At 51.6% G+C, this 24,268-nt stretch carries 28 protein-coding genes; 12 read left to right on the top strand and 16 right to left on the bottom strand.

Annotated elements, in window-relative coordinates; genetic code table 11:
• Positions 1-198: 198 nt before the first annotated feature.
• Positions 199-411 (top strand): hypothetical protein, encoded by a 213-nt coding sequence (locus tag AC07RN_RS01670; RefSeq protein ID WP_041689377.1) that lies wholly within the window; start codon positions 199-201, stop codon positions 409-411.
• Positions 412-494: 83 nt separating this feature from the next.
• Here AC07RN_RS01670 and AC07RN_RS01665 read toward each other — a convergent pair whose 3' ends face one another.
• Entirely contained in the window at positions 495-2,063 is a 1,569-nt protein-coding gene (locus tag AC07RN_RS01665) for a methyl-accepting chemotaxis protein (RefSeq protein ID WP_235135350.1), read from the bottom strand.
• A gap of 668 nt (positions 2,064-2,731) precedes the next feature.
• On the opposite strand from AC07RN_RS01665, the gene AC07RN_RS01660 reads away from it, so the two are divergent.
• Entirely contained in the window at positions 2,732-2,980 is a 249-nt protein-coding gene (locus tag AC07RN_RS01660; protein WP_012017053.1) for a GlsB/YeaQ/YmgE family stress response membrane protein, read from the top strand.
• A gap of 127 nt (positions 2,981-3,107) precedes the next feature.
• On the opposite strand, the gene AC07RN_RS01655 is transcribed toward AC07RN_RS01660, so the two are convergent.
• Both AC07RN_RS01655 and AC07RN_RS01650 read right to left on the bottom strand, forming a co-directional pair.
• On the bottom strand, positions 3,108-3,206 hold the full coding sequence (locus AC07RN_RS01655; RefSeq protein WP_041689378.1) for a YoaK family small membrane protein: 99 nt from the start codon (positions 3,204-3,206) through the stop codon (positions 3,108-3,110).
• 42 nt (positions 3,207-3,248) lie between these two features.
• Positions 3,249-4,277, bottom strand: coding sequence for a sensor domain-containing diguanylate cyclase (locus tag AC07RN_RS01650; RefSeq protein ID WP_478335787.1), 1,029 nt, complete (start codon positions 4,275-4,277; stop codon positions 3,249-3,251).
• Positions 4,278-4,586: 309 nt separating this feature from the next.
• Between AC07RN_RS01650 and AC07RN_RS01645 the strand changes: the two genes are divergently transcribed.
• On the top strand, positions 4,587-4,829 hold the full coding sequence (locus AC07RN_RS01645) for a putative hemolysin (RefSeq protein ID WP_478335421.1): 243 nt from the start codon (positions 4,587-4,589) through the stop codon (positions 4,827-4,829).
• Positions 4,830-4,905: 76 nt separating this feature from the next.
• The gene (locus AC07RN_RS01640; RefSeq protein WP_478335420.1) at positions 4,906-5,211 is read left to right on the top strand and encodes a hypothetical protein; all 306 of its coding nucleotides are present in this window, start codon (positions 4,906-4,908) and stop codon (positions 5,209-5,211) included.
• 1 nt (position 5,212) lies between these two features.
• Here AC07RN_RS01640 and AC07RN_RS01635 read toward each other — a convergent pair whose 3' ends face one another.
• Positions 5,213-5,557 (bottom strand): DUF488 domain-containing protein, encoded by a 345-nt coding sequence (locus tag AC07RN_RS01635; protein ID WP_478335419.1) that lies wholly within the window; start codon positions 5,555-5,557, stop codon positions 5,213-5,215.
• On the bottom strand, positions 5,544-6,047 hold the full coding sequence (locus AC07RN_RS01630) for a 2-thiouracil desulfurase family protein (protein ID WP_478335418.1): 504 nt from the start codon (positions 6,045-6,047) through the stop codon (positions 5,544-5,546). Before AC07RN_RS01630 ends, AC07RN_RS01635 begins: the two co-directional genes overlap by 14 nt.
• Positions 6,048-6,206: 159 nt before the next feature.
• Here AC07RN_RS01630 and AC07RN_RS01625 point away from each other — a divergent pair, with 159 nt between their 5' ends.
• Entirely contained in the window at positions 6,207-6,914 is a 708-nt protein-coding gene (locus AC07RN_RS01625) for a CTP synthase C-terminal region-related (seleno)protein (RefSeq protein ID WP_186754040.1), read from the top strand.
• Between the two features lie 32 nt (positions 6,915-6,946).
• Here AC07RN_RS01625 and AC07RN_RS01620 read toward each other — a convergent pair whose 3' ends face one another.
• Entirely contained in the window at positions 6,947-8,134 is a 1,188-nt protein-coding gene (locus tag AC07RN_RS01620; protein ID WP_478335417.1) for a CynX/NimT family MFS transporter, read from the bottom strand.
• Between the two features lie 99 nt (positions 8,135-8,233).
• Between AC07RN_RS01620 and AC07RN_RS01615 the strand changes: the two genes are divergently transcribed.
• Complete coding sequence (locus AC07RN_RS01615; RefSeq protein ID WP_478335416.1) at positions 8,234-9,025, top strand: AraC family transcriptional regulator; 792 nt, start codon at positions 8,234-8,236, stop codon at positions 9,023-9,025.
• Here the strand turns inward: AC07RN_RS01615 and AC07RN_RS01610 are convergent.
• Positions 9,009-9,455, bottom strand: coding sequence for a DUF441 domain-containing protein (locus AC07RN_RS01610; protein WP_012017062.1), 447 nt, complete (start codon positions 9,453-9,455; stop codon positions 9,009-9,011). The genes AC07RN_RS01615 and AC07RN_RS01610 overlap by 17 nt on opposite strands.
• 377 nt (positions 9,456-9,832) lie before the next feature.
• Here AC07RN_RS01610 and yoaI point away from each other — a divergent pair, with 377 nt between their 5' ends.
• Entirely contained in the window at positions 9,833-9,937 is a 105-nt protein-coding gene (yoaI, locus tag AC07RN_RS01605) for a small membrane protein YoaI (RefSeq protein ID WP_223297189.1), read from the top strand.
• A gap of 23 nt (positions 9,938-9,960) precedes the next feature.
• On the opposite strand, the gene AC07RN_RS01600 is transcribed toward yoaI, so the two are convergent.
• Positions 9,961-10,458 (bottom strand): YbaK/prolyl-tRNA synthetase associated domain-containing protein, encoded by a 498-nt coding sequence (locus tag AC07RN_RS01600; protein ID WP_478335415.1) that lies wholly within the window; start codon positions 10,456-10,458, stop codon positions 9,961-9,963.
• 151 nt (positions 10,459-10,609) lie between these two features.
• On the opposite strand from AC07RN_RS01600, the gene AC07RN_RS01595 reads away from it, so the two are divergent.
• Complete coding sequence (locus AC07RN_RS01595; RefSeq protein ID WP_478335414.1) at positions 10,610-11,506, top strand: diguanylate cyclase; 897 nt, start codon at positions 10,610-10,612, stop codon at positions 11,504-11,506.
• Positions 11,507-11,539: 33 nt separating this feature from the next.
• On the opposite strand, the gene AC07RN_RS01590 is transcribed toward AC07RN_RS01595, so the two are convergent.
• Positions 11,540-12,823: a YeaH/YhbH family protein gene (locus AC07RN_RS01590; protein WP_012017065.1), complete on the bottom strand. Its 1,284-nt coding sequence runs from the start codon at positions 12,821-12,823 to the stop codon at positions 11,540-11,542.
• 129 nt (positions 12,824-12,952) lie between these two features.
• On the bottom strand, positions 12,953-14,887 hold the full coding sequence (yeaG, locus tag AC07RN_RS01585; protein ID WP_012017066.1) for a protein kinase YeaG: 1,935 nt from the start codon (positions 14,885-14,887) through the stop codon (positions 12,953-12,955).
• Positions 14,888-15,318: 431 nt separating this feature from the next.
• On the opposite strand from yeaG, the gene AC07RN_RS01580 reads away from it, so the two are divergent.
• Together AC07RN_RS01580 and AC07RN_RS01575 are read left to right on the top strand one after the other, a co-directional pair.
• The gene (locus AC07RN_RS01580; protein WP_012017067.1) at positions 15,319-16,065 is read left to right on the top strand and encodes a MipA/OmpV family protein; all 747 of its coding nucleotides are present in this window, start codon (positions 15,319-15,321) and stop codon (positions 16,063-16,065) included.
• A 90-nt stretch (positions 16,066-16,155) separates the two neighbouring features.
• The gene (locus tag AC07RN_RS01575; RefSeq protein ID WP_478335413.1) at positions 16,156-17,010 is read left to right on the top strand and encodes an aldo/keto reductase; all 855 of its coding nucleotides are present in this window, start codon (positions 16,156-16,158) and stop codon (positions 17,008-17,010) included.
• 41 nt (positions 17,011-17,051) lie between these two features.
• Here the strand turns inward: AC07RN_RS01575 and AC07RN_RS01570 are convergent, their stop codons facing one another.
• Both AC07RN_RS01570 and gapA read right to left on the bottom strand, forming a co-directional pair.
• Entirely contained in the window at positions 17,052-17,936 is an 885-nt protein-coding gene (locus tag AC07RN_RS01570; RefSeq protein WP_478335412.1) for a D-hexose-6-phosphate mutarotase, read from the bottom strand.
• Between the two features lie 79 nt (positions 17,937-18,015).
• Complete coding sequence (gapA, locus tag AC07RN_RS01565) at positions 18,016-19,011, bottom strand: glyceraldehyde-3-phosphate dehydrogenase (protein WP_012017070.1); 996 nt, start codon at positions 19,009-19,011, stop codon at positions 18,016-18,018.
• 340 nt (positions 19,012-19,351) lie between these two features.
• On the opposite strand from gapA, the gene msrB reads away from it, so the two are divergent.
• Entirely contained in the window at positions 19,352-19,765 is a 414-nt protein-coding gene (gene msrB / locus AC07RN_RS01560) for a peptide-methionine (R)-S-oxide reductase MsrB (RefSeq protein WP_012017071.1), read from the top strand.
• Positions 19,766-19,806: 41 nt separating this feature from the next.
• Positions 19,807-20,082 carry a YeaC family protein gene (locus AC07RN_RS01555; protein ID WP_478335411.1) on the top strand — a complete coding sequence of 92 codons (276 nt, stop codon included), beginning with the start codon at positions 19,807-19,809 and terminating at the stop codon, positions 20,080-20,082.
• Between the two features lie 71 nt (positions 20,083-20,153).
• On the opposite strand, the gene yajD is transcribed toward AC07RN_RS01555, so the two are convergent.
• From yajD to sppA, 4 genes are all read right to left on the bottom strand, one after another.
• Positions 20,154-20,498, bottom strand: coding sequence for an HNH nuclease YajD (gene yajD, locus AC07RN_RS01550; protein ID WP_012017073.1), 345 nt, complete (start codon positions 20,496-20,498; stop codon positions 20,154-20,156).
• A gap of 61 nt (positions 20,499-20,559) precedes the next feature.
• Positions 20,560-21,201: a bifunctional nicotinamidase/pyrazinamidase gene (gene pncA / locus AC07RN_RS01545; RefSeq protein WP_478335410.1), complete on the bottom strand. Its 642-nt coding sequence runs from the start codon at positions 21,199-21,201 to the stop codon at positions 20,560-20,562.
• Between the two features lie 10 nt (positions 21,202-21,211).
• On the bottom strand, positions 21,212-22,228 hold the full coding sequence (gene ansA, locus AC07RN_RS01540) for an asparaginase (RefSeq protein WP_041689643.1): 1,017 nt from the start codon (positions 22,226-22,228) through the stop codon (positions 21,212-21,214).
• A gap of 59 nt (positions 22,229-22,287) precedes the next feature.
• Positions 22,288-24,144, bottom strand: coding sequence for a signal peptide peptidase SppA (gene sppA / locus AC07RN_RS01535; RefSeq protein WP_478335409.1), 1,857 nt, complete (start codon positions 24,142-24,144; stop codon positions 22,288-22,290).
• Positions 24,145-24,268: the final 124 nt, after the last annotated feature.

Raw genomic sequence — 24,268 nt, 5'->3', positions numbered from 1 at the left:
TTAAAAATCATTCTGATAAATGCGTCTGATTTCATCTTAATTCAAAGCGAGCTAAAAATTAGCTCATTTCACAGCTGCGGCACCCAATTAGAAATGCGTTCCGCTTGAAAAGAAGTGTCACACTTAGGCGGTATAAAAATTCACCAAACCCTTTGCGGGCAGCTACGCTTAGAGAGGTAACAACCAGCGGGAGGGCTTATGCTGACTCATTCTGAAGCGAAACGATGGGCGTCCATAATGTTGAAATCAGCGTTGTGTGACGGCATGAAAACGGATGAGATTTCTCGGCAGGTGCATCTTATTTGCGACCACCACGGAAGAGAATGTCTTGAAGAGTTGATCGAAGAAATCTTAATTGAAGCAGGGCGGTTAGGACCCAAACACAGCGCCGGAGAGATCACTCAGCATTGAGTCTCTTCGTCTAACCGCTTTTGTGACAAGAATCCGGGAGCATGCTCGCTCCCGGACACATTGTTGATTCGCTTACAGCGTCATCAGAACGTCTGTTTGACTTTAAAGATCGACACAGATTGCGTCAGTAAGTTTGCCTGGCTATTCACACCTGATGCCGTCGTTGCCACTTCCTCAACTAACGCGGCGTTTTGCTGAGTTACGTGATCCATCTGGGTGATCGCCACGCGAATCTGCTCCACTCCACGACTTTGCTCTTGCGACGCTAAAGCAATGTTGTCCATCATCACGTTCACTTTACTGACTGCACTGCTGATATCCAGCATGGTCTTGCTGGTTTTGTTTGCAAGCTCCGCACCTTCCTGAATATACAGCGTGGATTCGTTGATAAGACCGGTGATCTCTTTTGCAGAATCGGTACAACGACGCGCCAGGTTTCTGACTTCACCGGCGACCACTGCAAATCCACGGCCAGATTGACCAGCTCGCGCAGCCTCAACCGCTGCATTCAGGGCCAGGATGTTGGTCTGGAAGGCAATGCTATCAATGACGCTGATAATATCGACCATCTTCTGTGCGCTCTGGCTGATGGCATCCATTTTTTGCATCATGTTCTGCATTTGTTCTTCGCCCGCGGTCGCAATACCAGCCGCGCTTTGCACCATATGCGAAGCCTGAAGCGCGTTGTCGGTGTTCATTTTCACCGTCGAGGTGATCTGCTCCATGCTGGCTGCGGTTTCTACAACGGCTGCGGCTTGTTCTTCAGTACGACGTGACAGATCGCTATTTCCTGCAGAAATTTCTTGTGTACCAATATTAATAGATTCCACGCCCTGACGAATAGTGACAACGGTAGAGTTAAGCTCTGCCTGCATGGTTTCTAATGACGCGAATAACAAGCCAATTTCATTAGTACTGGTAACATGAATATCCGCTGTTAAATTCCCTTTACCAATATGTTCGAAATGTTGAGCAACTTCACTGAGAGGGCGAATCAATGCATTTCGCATCCACAAATTGATGGAAATGAATAATACGATAGCGATGGCAAGTAGGCTGACCATTATAATCATTGCAAAATGATAAGATCGGTTGCTGTAATCAATAACGTTTGTCAGATTATGCTGAGTAGCATCAATATAGGACTGGTATTCGCTGTCCCATGCCTGCCGTGCCTTAAGCGTTGCGCTACGGTTTGCGGCATAGGCTGGCTTAAGATCCTCCGCACCTGTTGTATTAATAACAGTGTTGGTATTGTGATTAATTACGCTAACTTGTTGATCGTAGCTATCTTTCATTCTTTCACCCAGCTCTGGCTGGGTGGTGGAGAGACCCGGGATTTTAACAAATTGCTGATACTGTATATCGGCAGATTGCATTTCTTTCTCGATACTGGCTTTTACAGCAGGTTCGTCGATATCCTCGCCATGTATTTTTGCCTGCGTCGCCGTATCGATGATAATACGTGCCCGCAAAATTGCATCGCGCGCAGAATTAAGCGCTTTTTGTTCTGCGGCATTGTAGTTTAAGGTTTGAATGTCGCTGTTGCTGTGTGACAGGAAATAGAGCCCAAGACCGCTTGAGAGAAATAGCATCAATGTGAAAGATGCCAGAACAATTAACAGTCCCACCCTGATTTTAATATTTTTCAAAATACACTCCTTTATAACCTTTGCCGAGTAAACGTGAGTTGACGTGATTATCGGCAGCGGTGCGGGAGGCTTGATTCGGATAGACCACTAAATAAACCTAAATCCAAAATATGAAGTTTAATGTCTTATTCTGGTTTCTTATCGAGATGAAAAGTTGATGATCCGAACGCGTATAAATGGAGGGTGATGAATTTTTTGTTTTTTCTATGCAATTCAAAAGAATAGTATAATTCCATGAGTGTATATCAGGGCGATCAGAACGCCCTGGCAATCTTTACGATCCTGTTCGAGACCGAAACACGCGCGTTTAGTCAGGGTTTGTAGAGCAATACGCACGCATCGAGTTGATGGCCGTCGCGTGATACGCCGGCCACATTAGGCAAAAAAAAGCCCACTAAAAAGTGGGCAAGAAATACTGGAAGCAATGTGAGCAATGTCGTACTAAATACCTGAGCGTTTTACTCAACTATTCAGTAATGAGAAAGATAATTCTTCTCATCAAAAGATGCAACCCCATCTTTTGTGTGGCAGGTTATTTTTTTGTTGTCGATAAAATGCGCAACTAAACACTGTGATACCTATCACAAATTTCCTTTCTGAGATCCTGTGCTATCCTTTTTTGTGTTGTTGATTTAGTAACAAAAACCAAACAGAGAGGGAAGCTAGCTATGGGAATTTTATCCTGGATTATTTTTGGTCTTATTGCGGGGATTCTGGCGAAGTGGATCATGCCGGGCAAAGACGGCGGTGGGTTCTTCGTCACCGTAATTCTGGGTGTCATTGGTGCCGTGGTCGGTGGCTGGATCAGCACCTTGTTCGGTTTTGGTAAGGTCGATGGCTTCAACTTCGGCAGCTTTGCCGTCGCAGTCATTGGTGCGTTGGTCGTTCTGTTTATCTACAGAAAAATCAAAAGCTAAGCACTGAAATCGTCAAAAAAGGCTGCCGTCTGGCGGCCTTTTTCCGTTTGGATCACCACCAGCCGAGTTGGCTGCCCGCGACAGCCACGACGGCGATGATTAACATAATGATGGTTGTCTTTCTCACTTATGCCCCCGGAGCGGCGTAGCCGCCAACAAAAAACCACGTTAAAAACACCACTGCCGTTATAAAAATAACGACCGGGAAAACAATTCCAATCCGCATGACATTACCTTATGGGTTTATTTGCAGCCAGAGTTTACGGGGTTAATCCAGTGCGAGAAAGCGCGTTTTGCTTTTCTCTTTTTTATCGCGGTACATCGCCGCATCTGCGGCGCGTAATGCACCGTCAGCATCAATGTGTGAAGGGTCGACAGATACCACGCCTAAACTGGCACCAGGGTAGACAATATGCACATTTCCCAACACATATTCTCCCGCGATACAGGCGCTAACCTGCTTTCTGAGAATAGTAATTTGTGCGTTATCAGCGTCACTGTTGCCTTTACTCAGGCACGCCACTAGGAACTCATCACCGCCTAATCGGCCGACAATATCGTCCTCCGTTTGCCCCGTGGTTAACCGCTTACCGACCTCAACCAAAAATTGATCGCCGGTCTCATGGCCATAACGGTCATTGATCAGTTTGAAATCATCCAGATCGATATAGGCGATGATCGCATTGCGCTTGAGATGGCGTGCGAGCGAGAACAGGGTGGTGAGGTTTTCAAAAATCGCGCGGCGATTCGGTAGCCCGGTTAACGCATCGGTATACGAATGGGCGATCAGCGCTGCGTTTGCTTCGCGCAACTGCATGACCAGTGACTCTTTTTGAATGTAATGCGCGATAAGACCGGCAAACAGCTGTAGCACCTGCTCACCGCGATGGCTCAACGTTTTCTTTTCCGTGCTGGTAGCGCACAGCGTACCGTACAGCGAACCATCCGCCAGATGAATGGGAATACTCATGTAGGTGGTGATGCCCAGCGTTTTGGCTGCATCACAATCCGCCCAGTGTTTCGCAACATCATCACTGTAAAAACAACGGCTCTCAATAGCACGTTTGCATAACGTCTCACCCCAGGGAACGCTCAGCCCTTCGGGGATCTGCATTTGTTTGCTGTTGCGGGCATAAAGAATGTGCTGCAAACGCGCGTTGATATCGACTTTCGTGAGATAGGTCGATTCCATTTCGGTGACAATCTCAAGCATTTCCAGCAGTTGACGTACCAGGCTTTCGAGTGATTGTTCGGTTGCGAGAGTTTCTGAAACACGGGCAAGAATAATATCCGACATGACGTGGGTAGACTCCCATGCAGAAGACGTCAGTATCTGCATGCTATGCTGAATTTTTCGACTGTGGGGCGTAGTAAAACACGAATACAGAGAATTTAATATATCAGCAGAAGTGCCTGCTATTTTTGGTGGGAAAAAGGCCCCGCGGTTGAGGCGGGGCAAAGACATCTTGATTACGGAATGATGTTCTCTGGTCAAGGAGAACGCGCTCACTGTAGGGCGAAAAAGTGCAGAATTGATGGAGAAATCATGGAGAAAACTGTGCTCAGTCGTTACGCTTAGGCCTCTGTTTATCAAAAGGACACCGTTATGCGATATCTGTTGCTGGCAATGGCGCTGCCATTAGCCGCCTGTTCCACGCCCCCAGAAGCCCCTAAACCGCCGCAAATTGGCATGGCAAATCCAGCGGCCGTTTACTGCGTGAAGAAAGGCGGAGAGCGAGTTCCGGTGCAAAGTCTGCAGGGCATACGCACCGAATGTAAACTGCCTGGCGGTGAAGTGATCGATGAGTGGGATCTGTTCCGACGCGATCACCCGACGCCTGCCAGGTGACAGCCAAGGTTTGACTGCGATACAATTCTCTTTAGGAATTATCTTAGCCTGCGGGCTAGCACATCGCGAGAGAAGAATGTTTCAGTTAAAACCGGGTAGTCTGGCTATGATTATTGGCGCCCGCACGTCCGCAGGGCGTTGTAATATCGGCAAATCCGTTGAGCTTTTTGAACTTTGTCAGCCGGGTTTGCGCTTCCTGAATCCCGTCAACGGTGTGATGACGGAACTGCCTGCTACGGCGGACCGTGCACTTTGGCTGGTGACCGGTGATGTTTATGCCTTCGATAAGCAACACGGTTTTGCGTTTATCCGCCCTGAACATCTGATGCCGCTGACGCCTGACGAAGCCCCGCAAATCCTCGACGAACTCATGCTCAATTAAATTACCTGCGCCGCAGCCAGTCGGCCAACACTAATGCGTGGTTTTGCTCAGTATTTTTGGCTGCGTAAATCAGCGTCACGGTCTGGTTTTTCGCCAGCGCGGCGAGGCGTTGACCTTCGTCCTCATGCTGGGCCAACTCTTGCTGATAGGCTTGGCTGAAAGAGGTGAAATCAATCGTCTCGCTGTGAAACGCTTTGCGCAATGTGTTGGAAGGCGCAAGCGTTTTGCACCACTCGTCAAAGGCTAAGTCAGATTTTTTAATCCCTCGCGGCCAGAGTCGGTCGACCAGAATCCGATATCCGTCATCTTCGTTCGCGGCGTCATAGACGCGTTTACACTGAATCATTTTCTCTCTCCTCAACCCAGGCGATAAGCTCCATGAGTTGGTTATCGGAAAATACCTGAATACCGTGCTCGCGTAAGAGTGCTGCGGCGACGCCCATTCCGGCGCGCTTCTGCCCGGTAAAACTACCGTCGTAAATCAACTCGCTGCCACATGTGGGGCTGCCGTCCGTCAGCAACGCCGCGCTGCAATCTGACGCCAGTGCGGCGCGCAACGCCAGCCAGGCGGCCAGTTGATAATGCCCGGTGACGTCAGTGCCATCACTTTCCAGGATAGACGCGTGCCCCGCCATGACATCTTTTCCACTGCCTGCCACAATTTCGGCGGGTAAACGCGGAATCGACAGCCCTGCGGCCAGCTCCGGGCAGTGCGTTACCAGCCGGTTTTCCCGCTGCCAGCGCTGGAGCGTTTCGGAAATCTGCGCCTTTTCGCTGCCGTTATAGCGAACCTTGTGGCCCATCAGGCATGCGCTCACCAGAATTTTGGTTTTCATGGCGTTTAAGTCGGTCCAAAGAAGGGGTGAAAATACGCTAACACACTATAACACCACATTTTTCCCCCTCCAATTTAAGGTATTGTGATACGGGCAAAAGATCGGTAGGCTGAGGTTCCTTATGTTATCTGAATATTTTTCTGGCATATGGAACCTCTTATGGAACTCTCTCCGCTAAAAGATACGCTTCGCATTGCACTTGTTGGCGATTATAACCACGATGTTATTGCTCATCAGGCAATTCCCCTGGCCATTGACGATGCCGCCGCTGTGCTGGAAATAACAGCGGATTACGACTGGATCGCCACCACCGAGCTGCTCAGTCCTGAAGATTTAGTCGGCTATGACGCAATCTGGTTGGTTCCTGCAAGCCCCTATAAGAACGTTGATGGCGCCTTTATCGCGGCGCGTTATGCCCGTGAAAACAGCATTCCCTTCCTGGGGACCTGCGGTGGATTCCAGCACGCGTTAATTGAATATGCGCGCAATGCCCTGGGTTGGGATGATGCGGCACATGCTGAAACGGACAGTGAAGGCAGAATGGTGATCGCGCCGCTTGCCTGTTCGCTGGTCGAACAAACGGACACCATTGAACTGCGTGCGAATACGCTGATTGCGAAGGCTTATGGCAGACAAGAGATTGAAGAAGGGTATCACTGCAATTACGGTGTATCCCCTGAGTTCGCTAAAGAGCTTGAAAGCGGCGATATGCGCGTGACGGGCTGGGATGAACAGGGTGAAATTCGTGCGGTAGAGCTGGTCACGCATCCATTCTTTGTGGCAACGCTGTTCCAGCACGAACGCGGTGCGCTGGCCGGTCGACCTGTGCCTCTCGTTCAGGCAATGCTTTACGCCGCTCGCGGATAAAAGGCAGACTGTTCAGTCTGCCTTCATTGTGTTTAGTCGGGCGCGATCTCTCCGTCGCGTCCGGCAAGCACCCCACAAATAGCCATCACGACTGCCGCCAGTGCGCAAGCAATAAGCGGAATGCGCCAGTCTCCCGCCGTATCGTGAATTTTACCCATCAACGGTGGCCCGCATGCGGCCAGAAGATACCCGACCGATTGCGCCATTCCGGACAGCGCCGCCGCCTGATGTGCTGACCCGGCGCGAAGGCCGATAAAGGTGAGACCCAAAATCATCGTGGCCCCTGATCCAAATCCAAAAATAAGCGTCCAGAGAACCGCCTGACCCGGAACAAACCAGAACCCCGCTGCGCTAACCGCGCACAGTAAGGCCGAGAATCCAGCGATGCCGCGCTGGTCTTTGAGCCGGTGCAACACCAGCGGAACGGCAAGCCCGGGCGCAGCTGTCGCCAGTTGCAACAAACCATGCATGGAACCTGCCTGCGTTTCGCTGTAGCCATGGCTGAGTAAAATCGCCGGAAGCCAGCCGATAATCACATAATAAATCAGCGAGTTAATCCCCAGAAATAACGTCACCTGCCAGGCCAGGGGCGAACGCCAGATCCCACGGTTATGCAGCGCACGCGCGCCGCTTAACGAAGCGGTGTGTTTCTGACGCCACTGCGGCAGCCACAGAATCAGCGCGAGAAGCGGAAAAACCATCAGCGACAGTAGCGCGCCATGCCAGCCCGCGCCGCTCAGTGCCAGCGGCACAATCATCGCCGACCCCAACGCGGCTGACGCGCCCATCGTCAGGGAATACGCGCCCGTGATCTTTGCCACCTGACCCGGAAAATCGCGCTTAATCAGGCCGGGCAGCAGGACGTTTCCGAGTGCAATCCCGCAGCCGATCACCGCCGTTCCGGCAAACAACAGCGTGGACGAGGGTAGAGAGCGAATACCAATGCCTGCGCAGATCAGCAGCAGGGCGATAAACAGGCTGCGCTCCATACCAATACGACGCGCAACGCCTGCGGCCAGAGGCGAAATGAGGGCAAAAGCCAGCAGCGGCAGAGTGGTGAGCAGGCCTGTCTGGGCAGTGGTCAGGCCATAGTCGTGACGGATGGTGTCCAGCAGCGGAGCCGCACCGGTAAATGTCACGCGCAACGTCGTGGCGATCATCAGCATACCGGCGATCAGCAGCAGGCGATCTTTACCGGTGGAAGGGATGGCAGTAGTCATTGTTTTCTCTTACCTCTTAACGAGCGCACACATTACTCGTTTTCAGTGCTGTTTGAATCAAGCTAAAATGACAGTTTATCGCTCATATCGGACAACATTATGTTAGGTCTTGGACTCGACGGCTACGATCCGGACAGCCAGCATCATGCGGCAATGGCGTTTCATATTCGCGTCGTGGAAGACGAGCAACGCATTCCGCGGCATCAGCATCGTAAGGGGCAGCTGATCCTCGCTCTGCGAGGGGCGGTCACCTGTGAAGTGGACAACGCCATGTGGATGGTACCGCCGCAATACGCGGTGTGGATACCCGGCCAGATCCCGCACAGCAATAAGGCGACGCCGGGGGCACAGCTCTGTTTCCTGTTTATCGAACCCGGTGCGGTGACGCTGCCGGATCGCTGCTGCACGCTCAAAATCTCTCCGCTGGTGCGCGAATTAATCCTGACGCTGGCAAGCAAAACGGACGATCAGCTATCGCTCGCCGCGACGTCCAGGCTGACGGATGTGCTTTTTGATGAAATCCCACAGCAGCCGCAGGAACAGCTGCAACTGCCTGTCTCACCGCATCCCAAAATCCGCATGATGAGCAACACTATGGCAGAGCAGCCCGCCGAATGGCAGACGCTGGCGCAGTGGGCCAGCCACTTTGCGATGAGCGAGCGCAATCTTGCGCGGCTGGTGGTGAAAGAGACAGGGCTGAGCTTTCGCCGCTGGCGGCATCAGCTACAGCTGATCGTGGCGTTACAATTGCTGATTGGCGGCAAATCGGTCCAGCAGGTGGCGCAGTCACTCGGATATGACTCCACCACCGCGTTTATCACGATGTTCAGGAAAGGGTTGGGGCAAACGCCGGGGCGCTATATCGCCAGCCTGTCTACGACTTCCCGATAAACAGCGAAACCAGTCCGGCGGCAATCAGCGGGCCCACAGGGACACCGCGGAACAGCGCCACGCCCAGAACGGTCCCGACCAGTAAACCCGCTACCAGCGACGGCTGGGAACTCATTAACGTCACACCGCGCCCGCCGAGCCATGAGACGAATACGCCCACGGCGATGGCGATCAGCGATTTCCAGTTCACAAAGGAGTGCAAAAGTGTGGAGGCCGGTAATGTGCCGCTGGCGATAGGGGCCATTACGCCGATGGTCAGGATAATTATCCCAATAGTGAGGCCTTGTTTCTCTATCCATGGGAAGAAGGTATTCAGCGGTGTCACGCGCACGATAATCAACACCAGGATTGAAATCGCGACCGTGGTGTTATGGCTGATAAAGCCGAGCGCTGCCAGAGCCAGCAGAATCAGCAGGGTAGGGTCAAACATGAGGATTTCCTTGCCAAAAAAAAAGTAAGCCTGCTTACTTTACCCGCAAAGGCGTGATTAAACAGGCTTTTATCAAAAAATCCGTTTTATTTATGCAACTGCCAGAAGAGGAGTGATTCAACTTTTCGCCAGCGCACTTCCCGGGGCTTGAATTAAAAAAGAGTAATAACAGTTTCGATGTGGGCATCAGCGCTCGGGAACGCGTTGTCGCGAAGCAAGCGTAAAAAAGGGGATAACCGTTGAGGTAGCGGTGAAAAGGTTTTTTCCCAAACTGTAACAGCGACCATATTTTTCATCAGAATGACCTGATAGTGTCATGCCGCTGTCATTAAGGGACAGTAAAAAGGATATACATATCAAGAAAGGGGGGAATCAATATGCACGATCAAATGTTTATTGAGACGCTGATTATATCGTCCTCATTTTTTACCATTGCGATGATTATTGTGGCATCCGTGATGTTTCTTGAGAAACACGACTGACCCATGTGCCAGCCGTTGCAAGATTATCGACGAAAAGTCACCAGCTCAGGTTGAGCAATTCGCAGATAATCGGCGGTGTTCATAATCACTGATTTTTCGAGCAGCCCCGCATTAAACGCAATTTCGTCGAAACGTTCAAACAGCAACGGATCGGCAACCAGCGTCAACTGCGGATGAAAGCTGAACGGTGGAATTGCACCGAAGACGCAAGCGGTGAGGTCGTCTACTTCTGCTGGGCTGGCGAGCGAGGCTTTACTCCCACCAAAATGGCTGGCGAGTTGACTCAGATCGGCCTGCTGATCGGCAGCCAGAATCGCCAGAACGTGTCTGTTTACACCATGGCCTTTTACTTTGCAGACCAGCGCTTTTGCTCCCTGACCGAGATCGGTACCGCGAATTTCACTCACCGCTTCGCATTTCCCCACGGATTCGTGCTCCACAACCCGATATTGTGCACCCTGCTCAGTTAACAGTGCGATCAGTTGCTGGTGGGTTGTTGTGCCTTTAATCTTTTCCGACATGGCTGTATTGCCTGTGATATTTGAATACAGGGCTCATACGGTAGCACATCCTATTCATAAAAAAACCCATAATAAATATACCTGTTTTGACAAAACTAAAAATATATCTCGTTACTATTTGGCCGGTAATTAATTTGTTGCTGGAGGAGTAATGAACAGTAAATTCAAAAAAATTGATGCTACCGTTCGTGATTTGAATCATTCGACGGATGCACATTTCAAATGGCTGATAAATATACTGCGGTTTGTTGCCAGTCGTGATGTTTTACTCCCGGACCTGACTTGCGATGATGCGCATAATTTTTGTGATTTTGGCCATTGGTTAAATAGGCAATTACAAGATGACATAGCGGGCAGGAATTATCTTCTTGATATAAAGGATAAACATATTCACGTCCATAAGATGTGTCGCGAGCTTATAAAAGCCATTGAGCACGACGAGTGTAACAATGCACCTTTCGATGATTTCGAGACGGCGCTCCTGGCATTTACGGCATCAGTGTCTCGCTATAAAGCGCACTTGCTACAACTACGTACCAGCTATGATGCGTTGACAGGGCTGCCCTTGCGGCGAATCCTGGATGAGTCATATGACAGCATGAATAAAGCATTGGGCGATGAGGGATTATATTTGCTTCTGCTGGATGTCGATCATTTTAAAAAGATTAATGATAACTACGGACATTTAATCGGGGATGCCGTTTTACGGTCATTGGCCCTTAATCTGGAAAATAATATTCGGCGTGCAGAATCTGTTTATCGCTATGGCGGCGAAGAGTTTATTATTCTGCTCCAGGCCCACAGTGACAGAGAGGCCACTGAAGCCGCAGAACGTTTACGCCGGGTAATAGAGACGTCAGAGACTGTATCCGGAGATCACCGAGTGAAAATCACTTTTAGTTCAGGGCTGACGCGCGTCCATCGCGGTGAAACACTGCGAGAAGTTCTGGAAAGAGCGGATGTGGCACTTTATAAAGGCAAACAGAGTGGAAGAAATTGCACCATCCTGATTAATAAAAGTCTCGATTGTATTAATGTGACTTATTAAGAAAACAGCCAGCAATGAATGCTGGCTGTTGCGTTATGCGTTGCTGGTACTCGATTGTTTATGGAACAGTTCGCGGAAGACCGGGTAAATATCATCCTGATCGCGGATATGCTGCATGGCAAAGTTATCAAACATGGTTTGCAGATGTTCATACTCACGCCACAGCGTTTGATGCGCGCGGCGGGTGATTTCGATATAGCTGTAATAACGCACCACCGGCAGAATTTTCTTCGCGAGGATTTCGTGGCACAGCGGCGAATCGTCTGCCCAGTTATCTCCATCGGACGCTTGCGCAGCATAGATATTCCACTGCGCAGGGTCGTAGCGCTCTTTAACCACTTCATCCATCAGCTTCAGCGCGCTGGAGACAATCGTCCCGCCCGTTTCCTGCGAGTAGAAAAACTCATGCTCATCGACTTCTTTAGCCTGCGTGTGGTGGCGAATATACACAACATCAACGTTCTTATAGGTTCGACTCAGGAACAGATAGAGCAGAATATAAAAACGCTTCGCCATGTCTTTGGTGGCCTGATCCATTGAACCCGAAACGTCCATCAGACAAAACATCACCGCCTGGCTGGAGGGTTCCGCACGTTTCTCATAGTTCTTGTAACGCAGGTCGAACGTGTCAATAAACGGCACGCGTTCGATTTTTGCGCGCAGTTCAGCGATCTCTTTGCGCAGCCGTTCTTCTTCGAGCAGTTGCGCAGGTTCACTGTTCTCGACCGTTTTTAGCGTGACTTCCAGCTCGTTCAGCTCACGACGTTTCCCTGCCGTCATCGCTGTGCGTCGGGCCAGCGAGTTTTGCAGCGAACGCACCACGCTAATATTCGCCGGCACACCGTTGGCGGTATATCCCGCGCGGTGGGTTTTGTACTCGTTTAACTGACGATGCTGGTTTTTTTTCAGGTTTGGCAGCGCCAAATCTTCGAACAGCAGGTCGAGATACTCATCTTTTGAGATCTGGAAGACAAACTCGTCCTGGCCTTCGCCGTCCTGACCCGCTTGCCCCTGACCGCTTCCGGACCCGCCACCGCCACCCTGTGGGCGCTCGATGCGGTCGTTTTGCACGAAGTGATCGTTACCCGGATGGACGCGATGGCGCAGGCCGCCACGCCCCTGATGGAACATCGGTTCGCTAATATCGTCCGTCGGGATTGAGACGGACTCGCCGCTATCAACATCGGTGACTGAACGTTTGTTGATGGCCTCGGAGATCGACTGTTTAATTTGCGATTTATAACGGCGCAAGAAGCGCTGGCGGTTCACCGTGCTCTTGTTTTTACCGTTAAGACGCCGGTCAATAAACCAGGTCATAAGCCCCCCGTACTGCATTTGCCAACTTTATGCGGGTCCCGTAAGGCCGGAAAAACGGTGTTTATCCGGCTTACGGTTCACCTATTTTGTTCACCCGACAGCAGGGCTGCCGGGCGATTTTCTGGTCTGTTATGACGATTTACGCACGCGCAGATACCATTCGCACAGCAAGCGCACTTGTTTGCGGGTATAGCCTTTCTCCATCATGCGGTCGACAAAATCGTCGTGCTTTTTCTGCTCGTCGGTTGACGTTTTGGCATTAAAGGAAATGACCGGCAACAGCTCTTCGGTATTGGAGAACATTTTCTTCTCGATAACCGTGCGCAGTTTTTCGTAGCTGGTCCAGTTCGGATTACGTCCGCTGTTATGCGCTCTGGCACGCAGAACAAAGTTGACGATTTCGTTACGGAAGTCTTTCGGATTGCTGATCCCGGCAGGCTTCTCAATTTTTTCCAGCTCTGCGTTCAGGGATTCGCGGTCAAACAGCTGGCCGGTGTCCGGATCGCGATACTCCTGATCCTGAATCCAGAAATCCGCATAGGTGACGTAACGGTCGAATATGTTCTGCCCGTATTCGGAATAGGATTCCAGATAGGCGGTCTGGATCTCTTTGCCGATGAACTCGGCGTATTTCGGGATCAGATAGCCTTTGAGGAACTCCAGATAGCGTTCCGCCAGCTCTTGCGGGAACTGCTCACGTTCTATTTGCTGTTCGAGCACGTAGAACAGATGCACTGGGTTGGCCGCGACTTCAGCGTGATCGAAGTTGAACACGCGGGAGAGGATTTTAAACGCGAAACGCGTGGACAGTCCGTTCATCCCTTCGTCGACACCTGCGTAGTCGCGATATTCCTGGTAGGACTTCGCTTTCGGATCGGTGTCTTTCAGACTTTCACCGTCATAGACGCGCATTTTTGAATAAATGCTGGAGTTTTCTGGCTCTTTCAGACGCGACAGAATCGAGAACCGCGACAGGGTTTCCAGTGTGCCAGGCGCACAAGGTGCATGCACCAACTCGCTGTGGTTGAGCAGTTTTTCGTAAATCTTGATCTCTTCGGAGATGCGCAGGCAATAAGGCACTTTGACGATGTAAACACGGTCAAGGAACGCCTCGTTGTTCTTGTTGTTTCTGAAGGTCACCCATTCTGATTCGTTCGAGTGCGCCAGAATGATCCCGTTGAACGGCAGGGCGGAGATACCTTCTGTCCCGTTGTAGTTCCCTTCCTGCGTGGCGGTCAGCAGCGGGTGCAGCACCTTAATCGGCGCTTTGAACATCTCGACGAACTCCATCACGCCCTGGTTTGCCCGGCACAACGCGCCGGAATAGCCATAGGCATCTGGGTCGTTCTGCGCGTGGTGTTCCAGTTTACGAATATCGACTTTACCGACCAGCGCGGAGATGTCCTGATTGTTTTCATCACCAGGCTCCGTTTTTGCAATCGCAATCTGTTCCAGAATCGAAGGCCAGACTTTCACCACGCGGAACTTAGTGATATCACCGCCGAATTCGTGCAGACGTTTTGCCGCCCATGGCGACATGATGGTGCCCAAATAGCGGCGCGGAACGCCAAATTCTTTATCCAGAATCTGCGCATCTTCTTGCGGATTGAACAGGCATAGCGGGTGATCGTTGACCGGGCTGCGTTCGCCGTTGGCGCTCAACACATAAATCGGCACGCGCTGCATCAGCGCTTTCAGTCGTTCCGCCAGGGACGATTTACCGCCGCCCACCGGACCCAGTAAATAAAGGATCTGTTTCTTCTCTTCAAGGCCTTGAGCGGCGTGTTTCAGGTAAGAAACAATCTGCTCGATGGCATCTTCCATGCCGTAAAATTCTTCAAACGCGGGATAGCGCGCAACCACACGATTCGAAAAGAGACGGGAGAGCCGTGGTTCGAGCGCCGTGTCGACCATGTTAGGCTCACCAATAGCCATCAATAGCCTTTCTGCCGCATTAGCATAGGCACTGCGATCTTGCCGACAAATGGTAAGAAACTCCTGCAGTGTGAACTCTTCGTCCTTGGCAGCTTCATAGCGCTGGCGATAGTGATCGAATATATTCATGGCATGCCGTCCTTTCGTTTTTAGCACAGGAAAAGAGCCGTTCGTATGAATAGTGGAGGCTCCTGGAAGAGGAACCGTCGCATCTCACTGTCTAAGCAGCAACCCGTGTGCCAGGTCTGACGCTCATAACCGCAGGGTGTTCAGGCATTCATCTTCTTAAAATTAAGCGTAGATGGCATTTGCAAAACTTGCATGCCTGCAAAAACTAATTTCAATGACATATCAATAACTCATCCGAATAATTAGCCGATGAAATAAGCATAAAATGTCAGGTTTCATCCAGGCGTCACAGAATTGAAAGCAGTCAGCCATCTTAAACGATGAAAATAATCGGTTAATCAAACTCATTAGCAGGCAAAAAATTTTGGGATGTTTAGCAAGGGCGGTTACACTTCAAACGCTGATTATTTGACTACAGGAAAGAATGGATTGTGACCAAACTCAAACTTCTGGCATTGGGCATCCTTGCCGCCACGGCAGTAAACACCGTACATGCAGAGGATAAATTCTCTCTTGGTGCGGGTGTTGGTGTGATCAATAGCCCATACAAGCAGTATGACCGTGAGATCTATCCGGTTCCCGTTGTCACCTATGAAGGGGATAACTTCTGGTTCCGTGGTCTGGGTGGCGGTTACTATTTGTGGAACGATGAAGCCGATAAGCTCTCGATTATGGCTTACTACGATCCGACGCACTTTAAACCGGGCGACAGTGACAGCCACCAGATGCGCCAGCTGGATAAGCGTAAAGGCACCCTGATGGCGGGTCTTTCTTACGTGCATAACACGCAATACGGCTACCTGCGCGCTGCGCTGGCAGGCGATACTCTGGACAACAGCAATGGTTTCGTCGGTGATGTGGCGTGGCTCTACCGTTACACCAACGGCGGCCTGACGCTGACGCCGGGTATCGGTGTGGATTACAAAAGTGAAAACTACAACGACTACTATTACGGTGTATCACGTAATGAGTCGCGTCGTAGCGGTCTGAAGCAGTATCAGGCTGACGATGGCTGGAACCCGTACCTGGAATTGACGGCAAACTACAAGTTTGCAGCCGACTGGAGCGTCTACGCAACTGGCCGCTATCTGCGCCTGAGCGATGAAGTGAAAGACAGCCCGATGGTCGACAGATCCTGGGCCGGTATTTTCTCAACCGGTGTGACTTACAGTTTCTGATTGCGCACTGACACAGTGCATTCTATGCATCATAACGGGGCGCTTGCGCCCCGTTTGTTTTACGGTGGTGCAGCAAAACAGGAGAGACCAATGAGTGAAAAAACCGTGACCTTTACCGAAGGCTTGACCGTCCCCGCGATTGGGCAGGGAACCTGGTACATGGGAGAAAACGCCAGTCAGCGTCGCAACGAAGTTGATGCACTGCGAGCGGGCATTGACCTTGGTCTGACGCTGATTGATACCGCTGAGATGTACGCGGATGGCGCTGCGGAAGAGGTGGTGGGCGAGGCAATCAAAGGCCAGCGTGAGAAAGTGTATCTGGTGTCTAAGGTGTATCCGTGGAATGCGAGCGGCCAAAAAGGGATCGCCGCCTGCAATGCCAGCCTTCGTCGTCTCGGAACAGATCATATTGACCTGTACCTGCTGCACTGGCGTGGGAATATTGGACTTGATGAAACCGTCGAGCTGATGGAGACATTGCAGCAGCAGGGCAAAATTGGCCGCTGGGGTGTCTCGAATCTGGATTACGACGACATGCAGGAATTGTGGGGCGTGAAGGGCGGTATGGCCTGCGCAACAAACCAGGTGCTTTATCATCTGGCCTCACGCGGCATTGAATACGATCTGCTTCCGTGGTGCCAGCAGCAGAACATGCCGGTGATGGCATATTGCCCGCTTGCTCAGGCCGGGCGCTTACGTTCGGGCCTGATGAATCATCCGGTCGTGAACGATATTGCTCGCATCCATCAGGTAAGCGCTGCGCAAATTTTGCTGGCATGGGTGGTAAGCCATAAAGGCGTCATGGCGATTCCGAAAGCGGCAACCATTGAACATGTGACGGAAAATGCGGGAGCGTTGGCGATTGCGCTTTCAGCACAAGAGTTGCTCAAGCTGGATAATGCATTTCCAGCGCCAGACAACAAGACTGCGTTAGACGTGGTGTAAGAGTTTCCCCCTCACTTTGCGGGCGAGGGGGAGCGATCGTATTAACGTTTCACGATCTTAATCGTCTGACCAAGACGAGACGGTTTGTCGGCACTCGCTTTCTGCGGTGCAGTCACACATGCGGTTTCGACGCACACAAACGTTTTGTAGCCATCATCCGGCACGTCCGCCATGCTGACAGACAGCGCTGGACCAGGGTTCCAGCCCACCACGTTGCTGTGATGCTGGTGAATCACTTCAATTGCGCGGTTTAGCTTCGCATCGTGGATCACGCTGCACGCTTCTGGATTCAGATAAACGCGGTCAGTACGATCCGGGAAGGTCTGGACGCCATCGCTCAGTTTACCTTCTTTCGCGTTATCCACTTTGTCGATATAGGTATCGCCAAGGCCGCTGACTTTGACATCGGCAATGTTGCCGACGTTGAAATAGGTGTGCAGAGCAGAGGCGGTTTCAAACTCACCGTGAGCTTCCAGTTCGATTTCGCAGGTATTGCCCAGCTTGAAGCGAGCAAACAGCGTGAAGTCATGCGGCCATAGCGCACGGGTCTCGTCGTTACTTTGCAGTTCAAACGTCAGAACGGCGCCGTTATCATCTTCATTATGCGCTTTCAGCGTCCATTGCTGGTTACGGGCAAAACCGTGAGCGGGCAGACCCGGTTGAGCTGCAGGACCAAACCACGGCCAGCAAATCGGTACGCCACCGCGAATTGCCGCGCCTTTTTTGAAGGATGTCGCCGCGCTCAGCCACAGGCCTTCTTCTTCGCCTTCCGGTTTCCAGGAGAGCAAATGCGCACCGTTGAGCGCGACAGATGCCTTAACGCGCGGGTGGTCGACAACAATGATATCCGCTTCATCAATTTGGCGGCGGGAAAGTACAGGGGTAAGTTGTTCGACTACCGGAAGAGCAAAAATTTTGTGAATCATTACGCAATCCTCTGTCTTATCTGCAGAAATAAAAAAAGGCGACCGAAGTCGCCTTTTTGGATCAGATTCTCATCTCAACTTATTTAGAGATGTGAGCGATCAGGTCCAGTACTTTGTTAGAGTAACCAGTTTCGTTGTCGTACCAGGAAACCAGTTTCACGAAGTTGTCGTTCAGTGCGATACCCGCTTTAGCATCGAACACGGAAGTGCAAACTTCGCCGTTGAAATCGGTAGATACAACGTCGTCTTCGGTGTAACCCAGAACGCCTTTCATTGGGCCTTCAGCAGCCGCTTTGATTGCTTTCTTGATTTCTTCGTAAGACGCTGCTTTTTCCAGACGAACGGTCAGGTCAACAACAGACACGTTTGGAGTTGGAACGCGGAACGCCATACCAGTGATTTTACCGTTCAGCTCTGGCAGTACAACGCCTACAGCTTTAGCAGCACCGGTAGAAGAAGGGATGATGTTCTGAGCTGCGCCGCGGCCGCCGCGCCAGTCTTTGTGAGACGGGCCATCAACCGTTTTCTGAGTAGCGGTAGTTGCGTGAACAGTGGTCATCAGGCCTTCAACGATACCGAAGTTGTCGTTGATAACTTTAGCCAGTGGAGCCAGGCAGTTGGTGGTGCAAGATGCGTTAGAAACGATATCCTGGCCAGCATATTTCTCGAAGTTTGCGCCTTTAACGAACATCGGGGTGTTGTCTTTGGAAGGACCAGTCAGAACAACTTTCTTCGCACCCGCGGTGATGTGTTTACGCGCTGTTTCGTCGGTAAGGAACAGACCAGTCGCTTCAGCAACAACGTCAACGTTAACTTCGTTCCACTTCAGGTTAGCCGGGTCACGTTCTGCGGTAACACGGATAGTTTTGCCGTTAACAACCAGGTGGCCGTCTTTGACTTCTACAGTGCCGTTAAAACGACCATGAGTTGAGTCGTATTTCAGCATGTAAGCCATGTATTCAGCGTCTAACAGGTCGTTGATTGCAACGATCTCGATGTCAGAACGTTCCTGAGCAGCACGGAAAACAATACGGCCGATACGGCCAAAACCGTTGATACCTACTTTGATAGTCATATATTCCACCAGCTATTTGTTAGTGAATAAAAGGTTGCCTGTAAAATTACAAAAACCTTACGCAGCGTCAAGCGGAATCGTGTCAATCATTGCGACAAATCAATCCTGCGCATAACCTTTGTGCGACTGACCGCCTCACTTTCCTTTTGAGCTAGCAACCACATGGGGGCTGCGCGCGGGATTTTAAAGGGCCATCAGGATAAATATGTGAGAAAGATCACAATTGGCTGACTGCTAAACCGCAACGCATAAGTTTAGAACAAAAGTTCACACTTCAGTGTTAATGTTTTGTTAGAATTCTCGGTAAAACGTGTCTGTTTCAACAGCGAGATATGAGCTTATGTCGAATCAACATAACCCTGATGACCTGAAAAAAAATCTGACGGAAATGCAGTTCTACGTCACGCAGAATCACGGAACCGAGCCCCCATTTACCGGGCGTTTGCTGCACAATAAACGGGATGGTGTGTATCACTGTCTGGTGTGTGATGCGCCGCTGTTTAACTCGCAAACAAAATACGATTCTGGCTGCGGATGGCCAAGCTTTTACGAGCCTGTGAGCGATGAAGCAATCCGTTACCTTACCGACGCCAGCCACGGTATGCAACGCACTGAAATCCGCTGTGGGAACTGTGATGCGCATCTCGGGCATGTGTTCCCGGATGGCCCGCAGCCAACGGGCGAACGTTTCTGCGTCAATTCGGCTTCGATGAGCTTCTCGGATGATGAGAATGGCGACCAGACAAAGGGCTAAAGAAACGATTCAGCAAATTATTCCTTCAGAGCGGATTTTTCATGAATATCGATGACATGATCAACACGATGACGCCAGAGGTTTATCAGCGTCTGGTGACAGCAGTTGAATTAGGAAAATGGCCAGACGGTGTGGCGCTCACGCCAGAGCAAAAAGAGAACAGTTTGCAGCTGGTGATGTTATGGCAGGCGCGCAACAACACTGACGCTCAGCACATGACGATCGACACGCAAGGTCAGATGGTGATGAAAAGCAAACGCGAGCTGAAAGAAGATTTTGGCATTACGCCCAAGCCGATTGTGACATTTAAATCCTAATCTGTCGAACAAGCGCAGCAATCCCTCCTGAATGGTTTTCGACACATAACAGGAGGGATGGACAGTCTGCGTTATTTCTTGTCGATCATCGCTTTAAGATTGGCAAAGGGATTGTATTTCGCTTCACCCACGTCCTTCTGCGCATCTTCTCCCGCCACGACCGTTGAACCGTACAAATCCACTTCGGTGTATTTCGAGTGCTCATGATCGTGACAGTACAGGCACAACATCTCCCAGTTGCTGCCATCTTCCGGGTTATTGCTGTGATCGTGATCGATATGATGCACGGTCAACTCGCGCAAATTTGAATAGACGAATTCGCGTGAACAGCGCCCACAGACCCACGGAAAGAGTTTTAGCGCCTTTTCCCGATAACCGACTTCCAGCCGGGCGTAATTTTTTGGGATAAAAGCCATACGACGTACCTCATCTAAAAATGAAATAGCGGTGTCTCAATGCGACACCGCTGATTAAGCGTTAAGCCAGGGCCTCTTCCCAGTCTGCCAGCGTATAGAGCGTCGCGCCTGCCGTGGACATCTCCATAAACGCCAGCGCACTATCGTGCGCATCGAGATTCACGCCACGACAGCCATCGGTAATGACGCTCACCTGGTAACCCAGCTTAAGCGCATCCAGCACGGTATATTTCACACAGTAATCCGTCGCCAGCCCCATCACAATCAGCTCGTGAATCTCATGATGACGCAGCCATTCGTCCAGCGCAGTTTGCTGGCGATGTTCGTTATCAAAAAAGGCGCTGTAGCTGTCGATTAAGGGATTTTCACCTTTATGAAACACCGCATCAATGGCGTGCTGATTGAGCAGCGGGTGTAGCTGTGCGCCTTCCGTTTGCTGAACGCAATGATCCGGCCAGAGCGTCTGCGCTAGCCCGTCGAGTTCGCCTTGAGAAAAGGGTTCCGCATTGTGCTGACTGGCGAAACTGCCGTGATCCGCAGGATGCCAGTCCTGGCTTGCAACCACCGCTTCACCGCGCGCTTTACACCAGGCGATCAGCGCGTTAGCCACATCAACGGTACTGTCGCCTTCCGCAACCGCCAGTGCGCCGCCCGCGCAAAAATCATTTTGCAGATCGACCAGCAGCAGAGCTCGTTGTTTCATCAAAAACTCCTTATTCGTCCGGCGTCAGTTCGCCACGCAGGTTTTGCATCATGGCGTTGCGCATCGCATCCACGTCCAGATCCTGACTGAGTAAATAGTGAAGTTTAGTCAGCGTGGCTTCTACCGTCATATCGAAGCCGCTAATGACACCGGCCTGAGCCAGCGCGTTGCCAGTGGCGTAACCGCCCATATTGACCTTGCCAGACATACATTGCGTCAGGTTAATCACCAGGATGCCGCGCGCGCTCGCTTCCTGAAGCTCTTTCAGGAATTCACCGTTCTGCGGCGCATTGCCCACACCGTAGGAGCGCAGGATCAGCGCTTTAACCGGCTGGCGCAGGAAGTTGCGCACCACGTCAGCTGAAATTCCAGGATAAATCGTCACCACGCCAATCGGCTGCGGTGTGATCGGGTGGACAATCAGCTCGCCCGCAGTGTGTGGGGCAGGCGGGGTGCCAAGACGACGAATATGAATGCCTGCTTCCAGCAGCGGTTGCAGATTTGGTGAAGCAAACGCATCGAACCCGTCGGCGTGGGCTTTGGTGGTGCGATTCCCGCGATACAGACGATTGTTGAAAAACAGCGTCACTTCGTTAATCGGATAATTTGCCGCCACGTACAGGGAGTTCAGCAAGTTGATCTGCCCGTCGGAGCGCAGTTCTGCCAGCGGGATTTGTGACCCCGTGACGATCACCGGTTTGCCCAAATTCTCCAGCATGAAGGAGAGCGCGGACGCGGTAAACGCCATGGTGTCGGTGCCATGCAGAATCACGAAACCGTCGTAATCGTCATAATGCGCTTTGATATCGTCCGCAATATGCTGCCAGTCTTCTGGCGTCATATCGGATGAGTCCATTAGCGGATCGTATTCGTGGATGGTGAAGTCAGGCATCTCCGGGCGATGGAACTCTGGCATCAGCGCGAGCTGGCGCTGGAGGTGACCGGAAACAGGGATATAGCCATTTTCTGAGCGCTGCATACCGATTGTACCGCCGGTATACGCCACATAAATCGATTTCTTCTGCATCATTTTGTGTTCTTAGGCTTCAAAGAAAAATCCCCCCTTCGCGAGAAGAGGGGACGAGGTTAGCGTACGTTCGCGCAGGTCAGGCAAAATGCGTAACGGTTTTGCGGATCGTTAAAGGCGGCGAGTTTATCGCTTTCACCTTTCACAACGCTCGCAGCCGTCGCCACGGGCGCTGGCAGATACGCCTGAATGGCGGCTGGGAGCATGGCGCGTACGGAGACGGACATCCCGTTCATGACCATATCAATAAACGTGGGTTCATCCTGATAATACGCAATGTGCCACTGTTTCAGCTTCGCCAGTTCGGCGGCCTTCGCGACGGCGTCATCAAAATCACCCAGGCTGTCGACCAGACCGTTGTTCTTCGCATCCTGACCGGTCCAGACGTGGCCCTGAGCAATTTTATCGATCTGCTCTGGCGTTGACTTACGTGATTCCGCCACCAGCGTGATAAAGCGCTTGTAGCCGTTCTCGATGGTCAACTGCATCATCTGCGACACTTCCGGCGGCAGCGATTTGGTCACGGACACATCGGCCAGTGGTGACGTCGCAACGCCATCCGTATGCACCCCCAGATAATCCAGGCTGTTTTCTACGGTGTTGATCACCCCGAAGATGCCGATAGAACCGGTCAGCGTGCTTGGGTTTGCCACAATATAGTTGGCTGGCGTGGAGATCCAGTATCCGCCGGATGCCGCCATACCGCCCATCGAGACCACGACCGGTTTGCCCGCTGCACGCGCTGCCGCAAGCTCAGCGCGAATCACTTCAGATGCACTCACGCTGCCGCCAGGGCTGTTGACGCGCAGGACAATCGCTTTCACTTTCGGGTCGAGACGCGCGTCGCGGATTTGCGATGCCGTCGTGTCACCCCCCACGTTGCCCGGCGTCTCTTCACCGTCCATGATCGCGCCATTGGCGAAGACCACGGCGACGCTATCACCTGTTTCACTCGGTTTCTTCGTGGTGTAGTCATACAGACTCACCGCGCTGTAATTCTTCTCTTCTTTGCTCCAGCCAAATTGCTTGGTCAGCGCTTTTTCGATATCCGCGCTGGATCCGAGCGTATCGACCAGTTTGTTGTCCAGAGCATATTTTGCCGTATCGCCATCCACCTTTTGCAGTCCATCCAGCATCGCTTGCGCGCCCGGGAAGATTTGCTCAGGGGTGACCTGACGGTTAGCGGCAACGGTGGTCAGATAGTTATTCCACAGCTCGCCAATCCAGCGGCTGTCGGCTTCACGCGCGGCAGGAGACATATCGTCGCGAATAAACGGTTCAACGGCGGATTTATAGGTCCCGACGCGGAAGACATGCGTGGTCACTTTCAGCTTCTCGAGCAGCGATTTGTAATACAGGCCGTTCGTCGCAAACCCGTGCAGATCAACCGTACCCTGTGGGGAAAGCCAAATTTTGTTGGCAAAGCTCGCCAGATAATATTGCCCCTGGCTGTAGCTATCGCCCACAGCAATCACCGGTTTACCGCTGTCGCGGAATTCGCGCAGGGCTTTACCGATGTATTGCATCGAGGGCTGGTCGGCACCGGCAAAGTTTTTCAGATCCAGAACGATCCCGGTGATGTTGCGATCGTCTTTGGCCTGACGAATCGCCTCAACGATATCAAACAGGGAGTTTTCCTGCAGGCGATCGGACGTCGCGCCAAACAGCTGGCGGCCAATCACCCCCAGGCGATTACTGGCGGACGGTTTGTCGACAATTACGCCGGTGATATCCAGCAACAGCGCGCCACGCCCGGAATTCTGTGCTTGGTTGCTGCTGCTGATGTGCATCCAGACGCCCACACAGACCAGAATCAGGAAGATGAAAAACACGTTCATCACCAGTTCGCGGACAAAATTGAGCAGCCGCCACGTCCATTTAAAGAAACCGGCAAAAATTCGCCAAAGGGTTCGCATGTGTACTCCCTAACCAGAAAATGACTGTTCCGTCGCGACTGGACGGCAATGTGGGCTTATCGTAATGACCCAACCGCCACTTGTCAGCAGGAATCGCCCACTACGCTGTAACAAAATCTGCTGT

It is taken from the genome of Lelliottia sp. GFLA7 (assembly GCF_056490165.1).
This window is presented reverse-complemented; position numbering and strand designations above follow the sequence as displayed.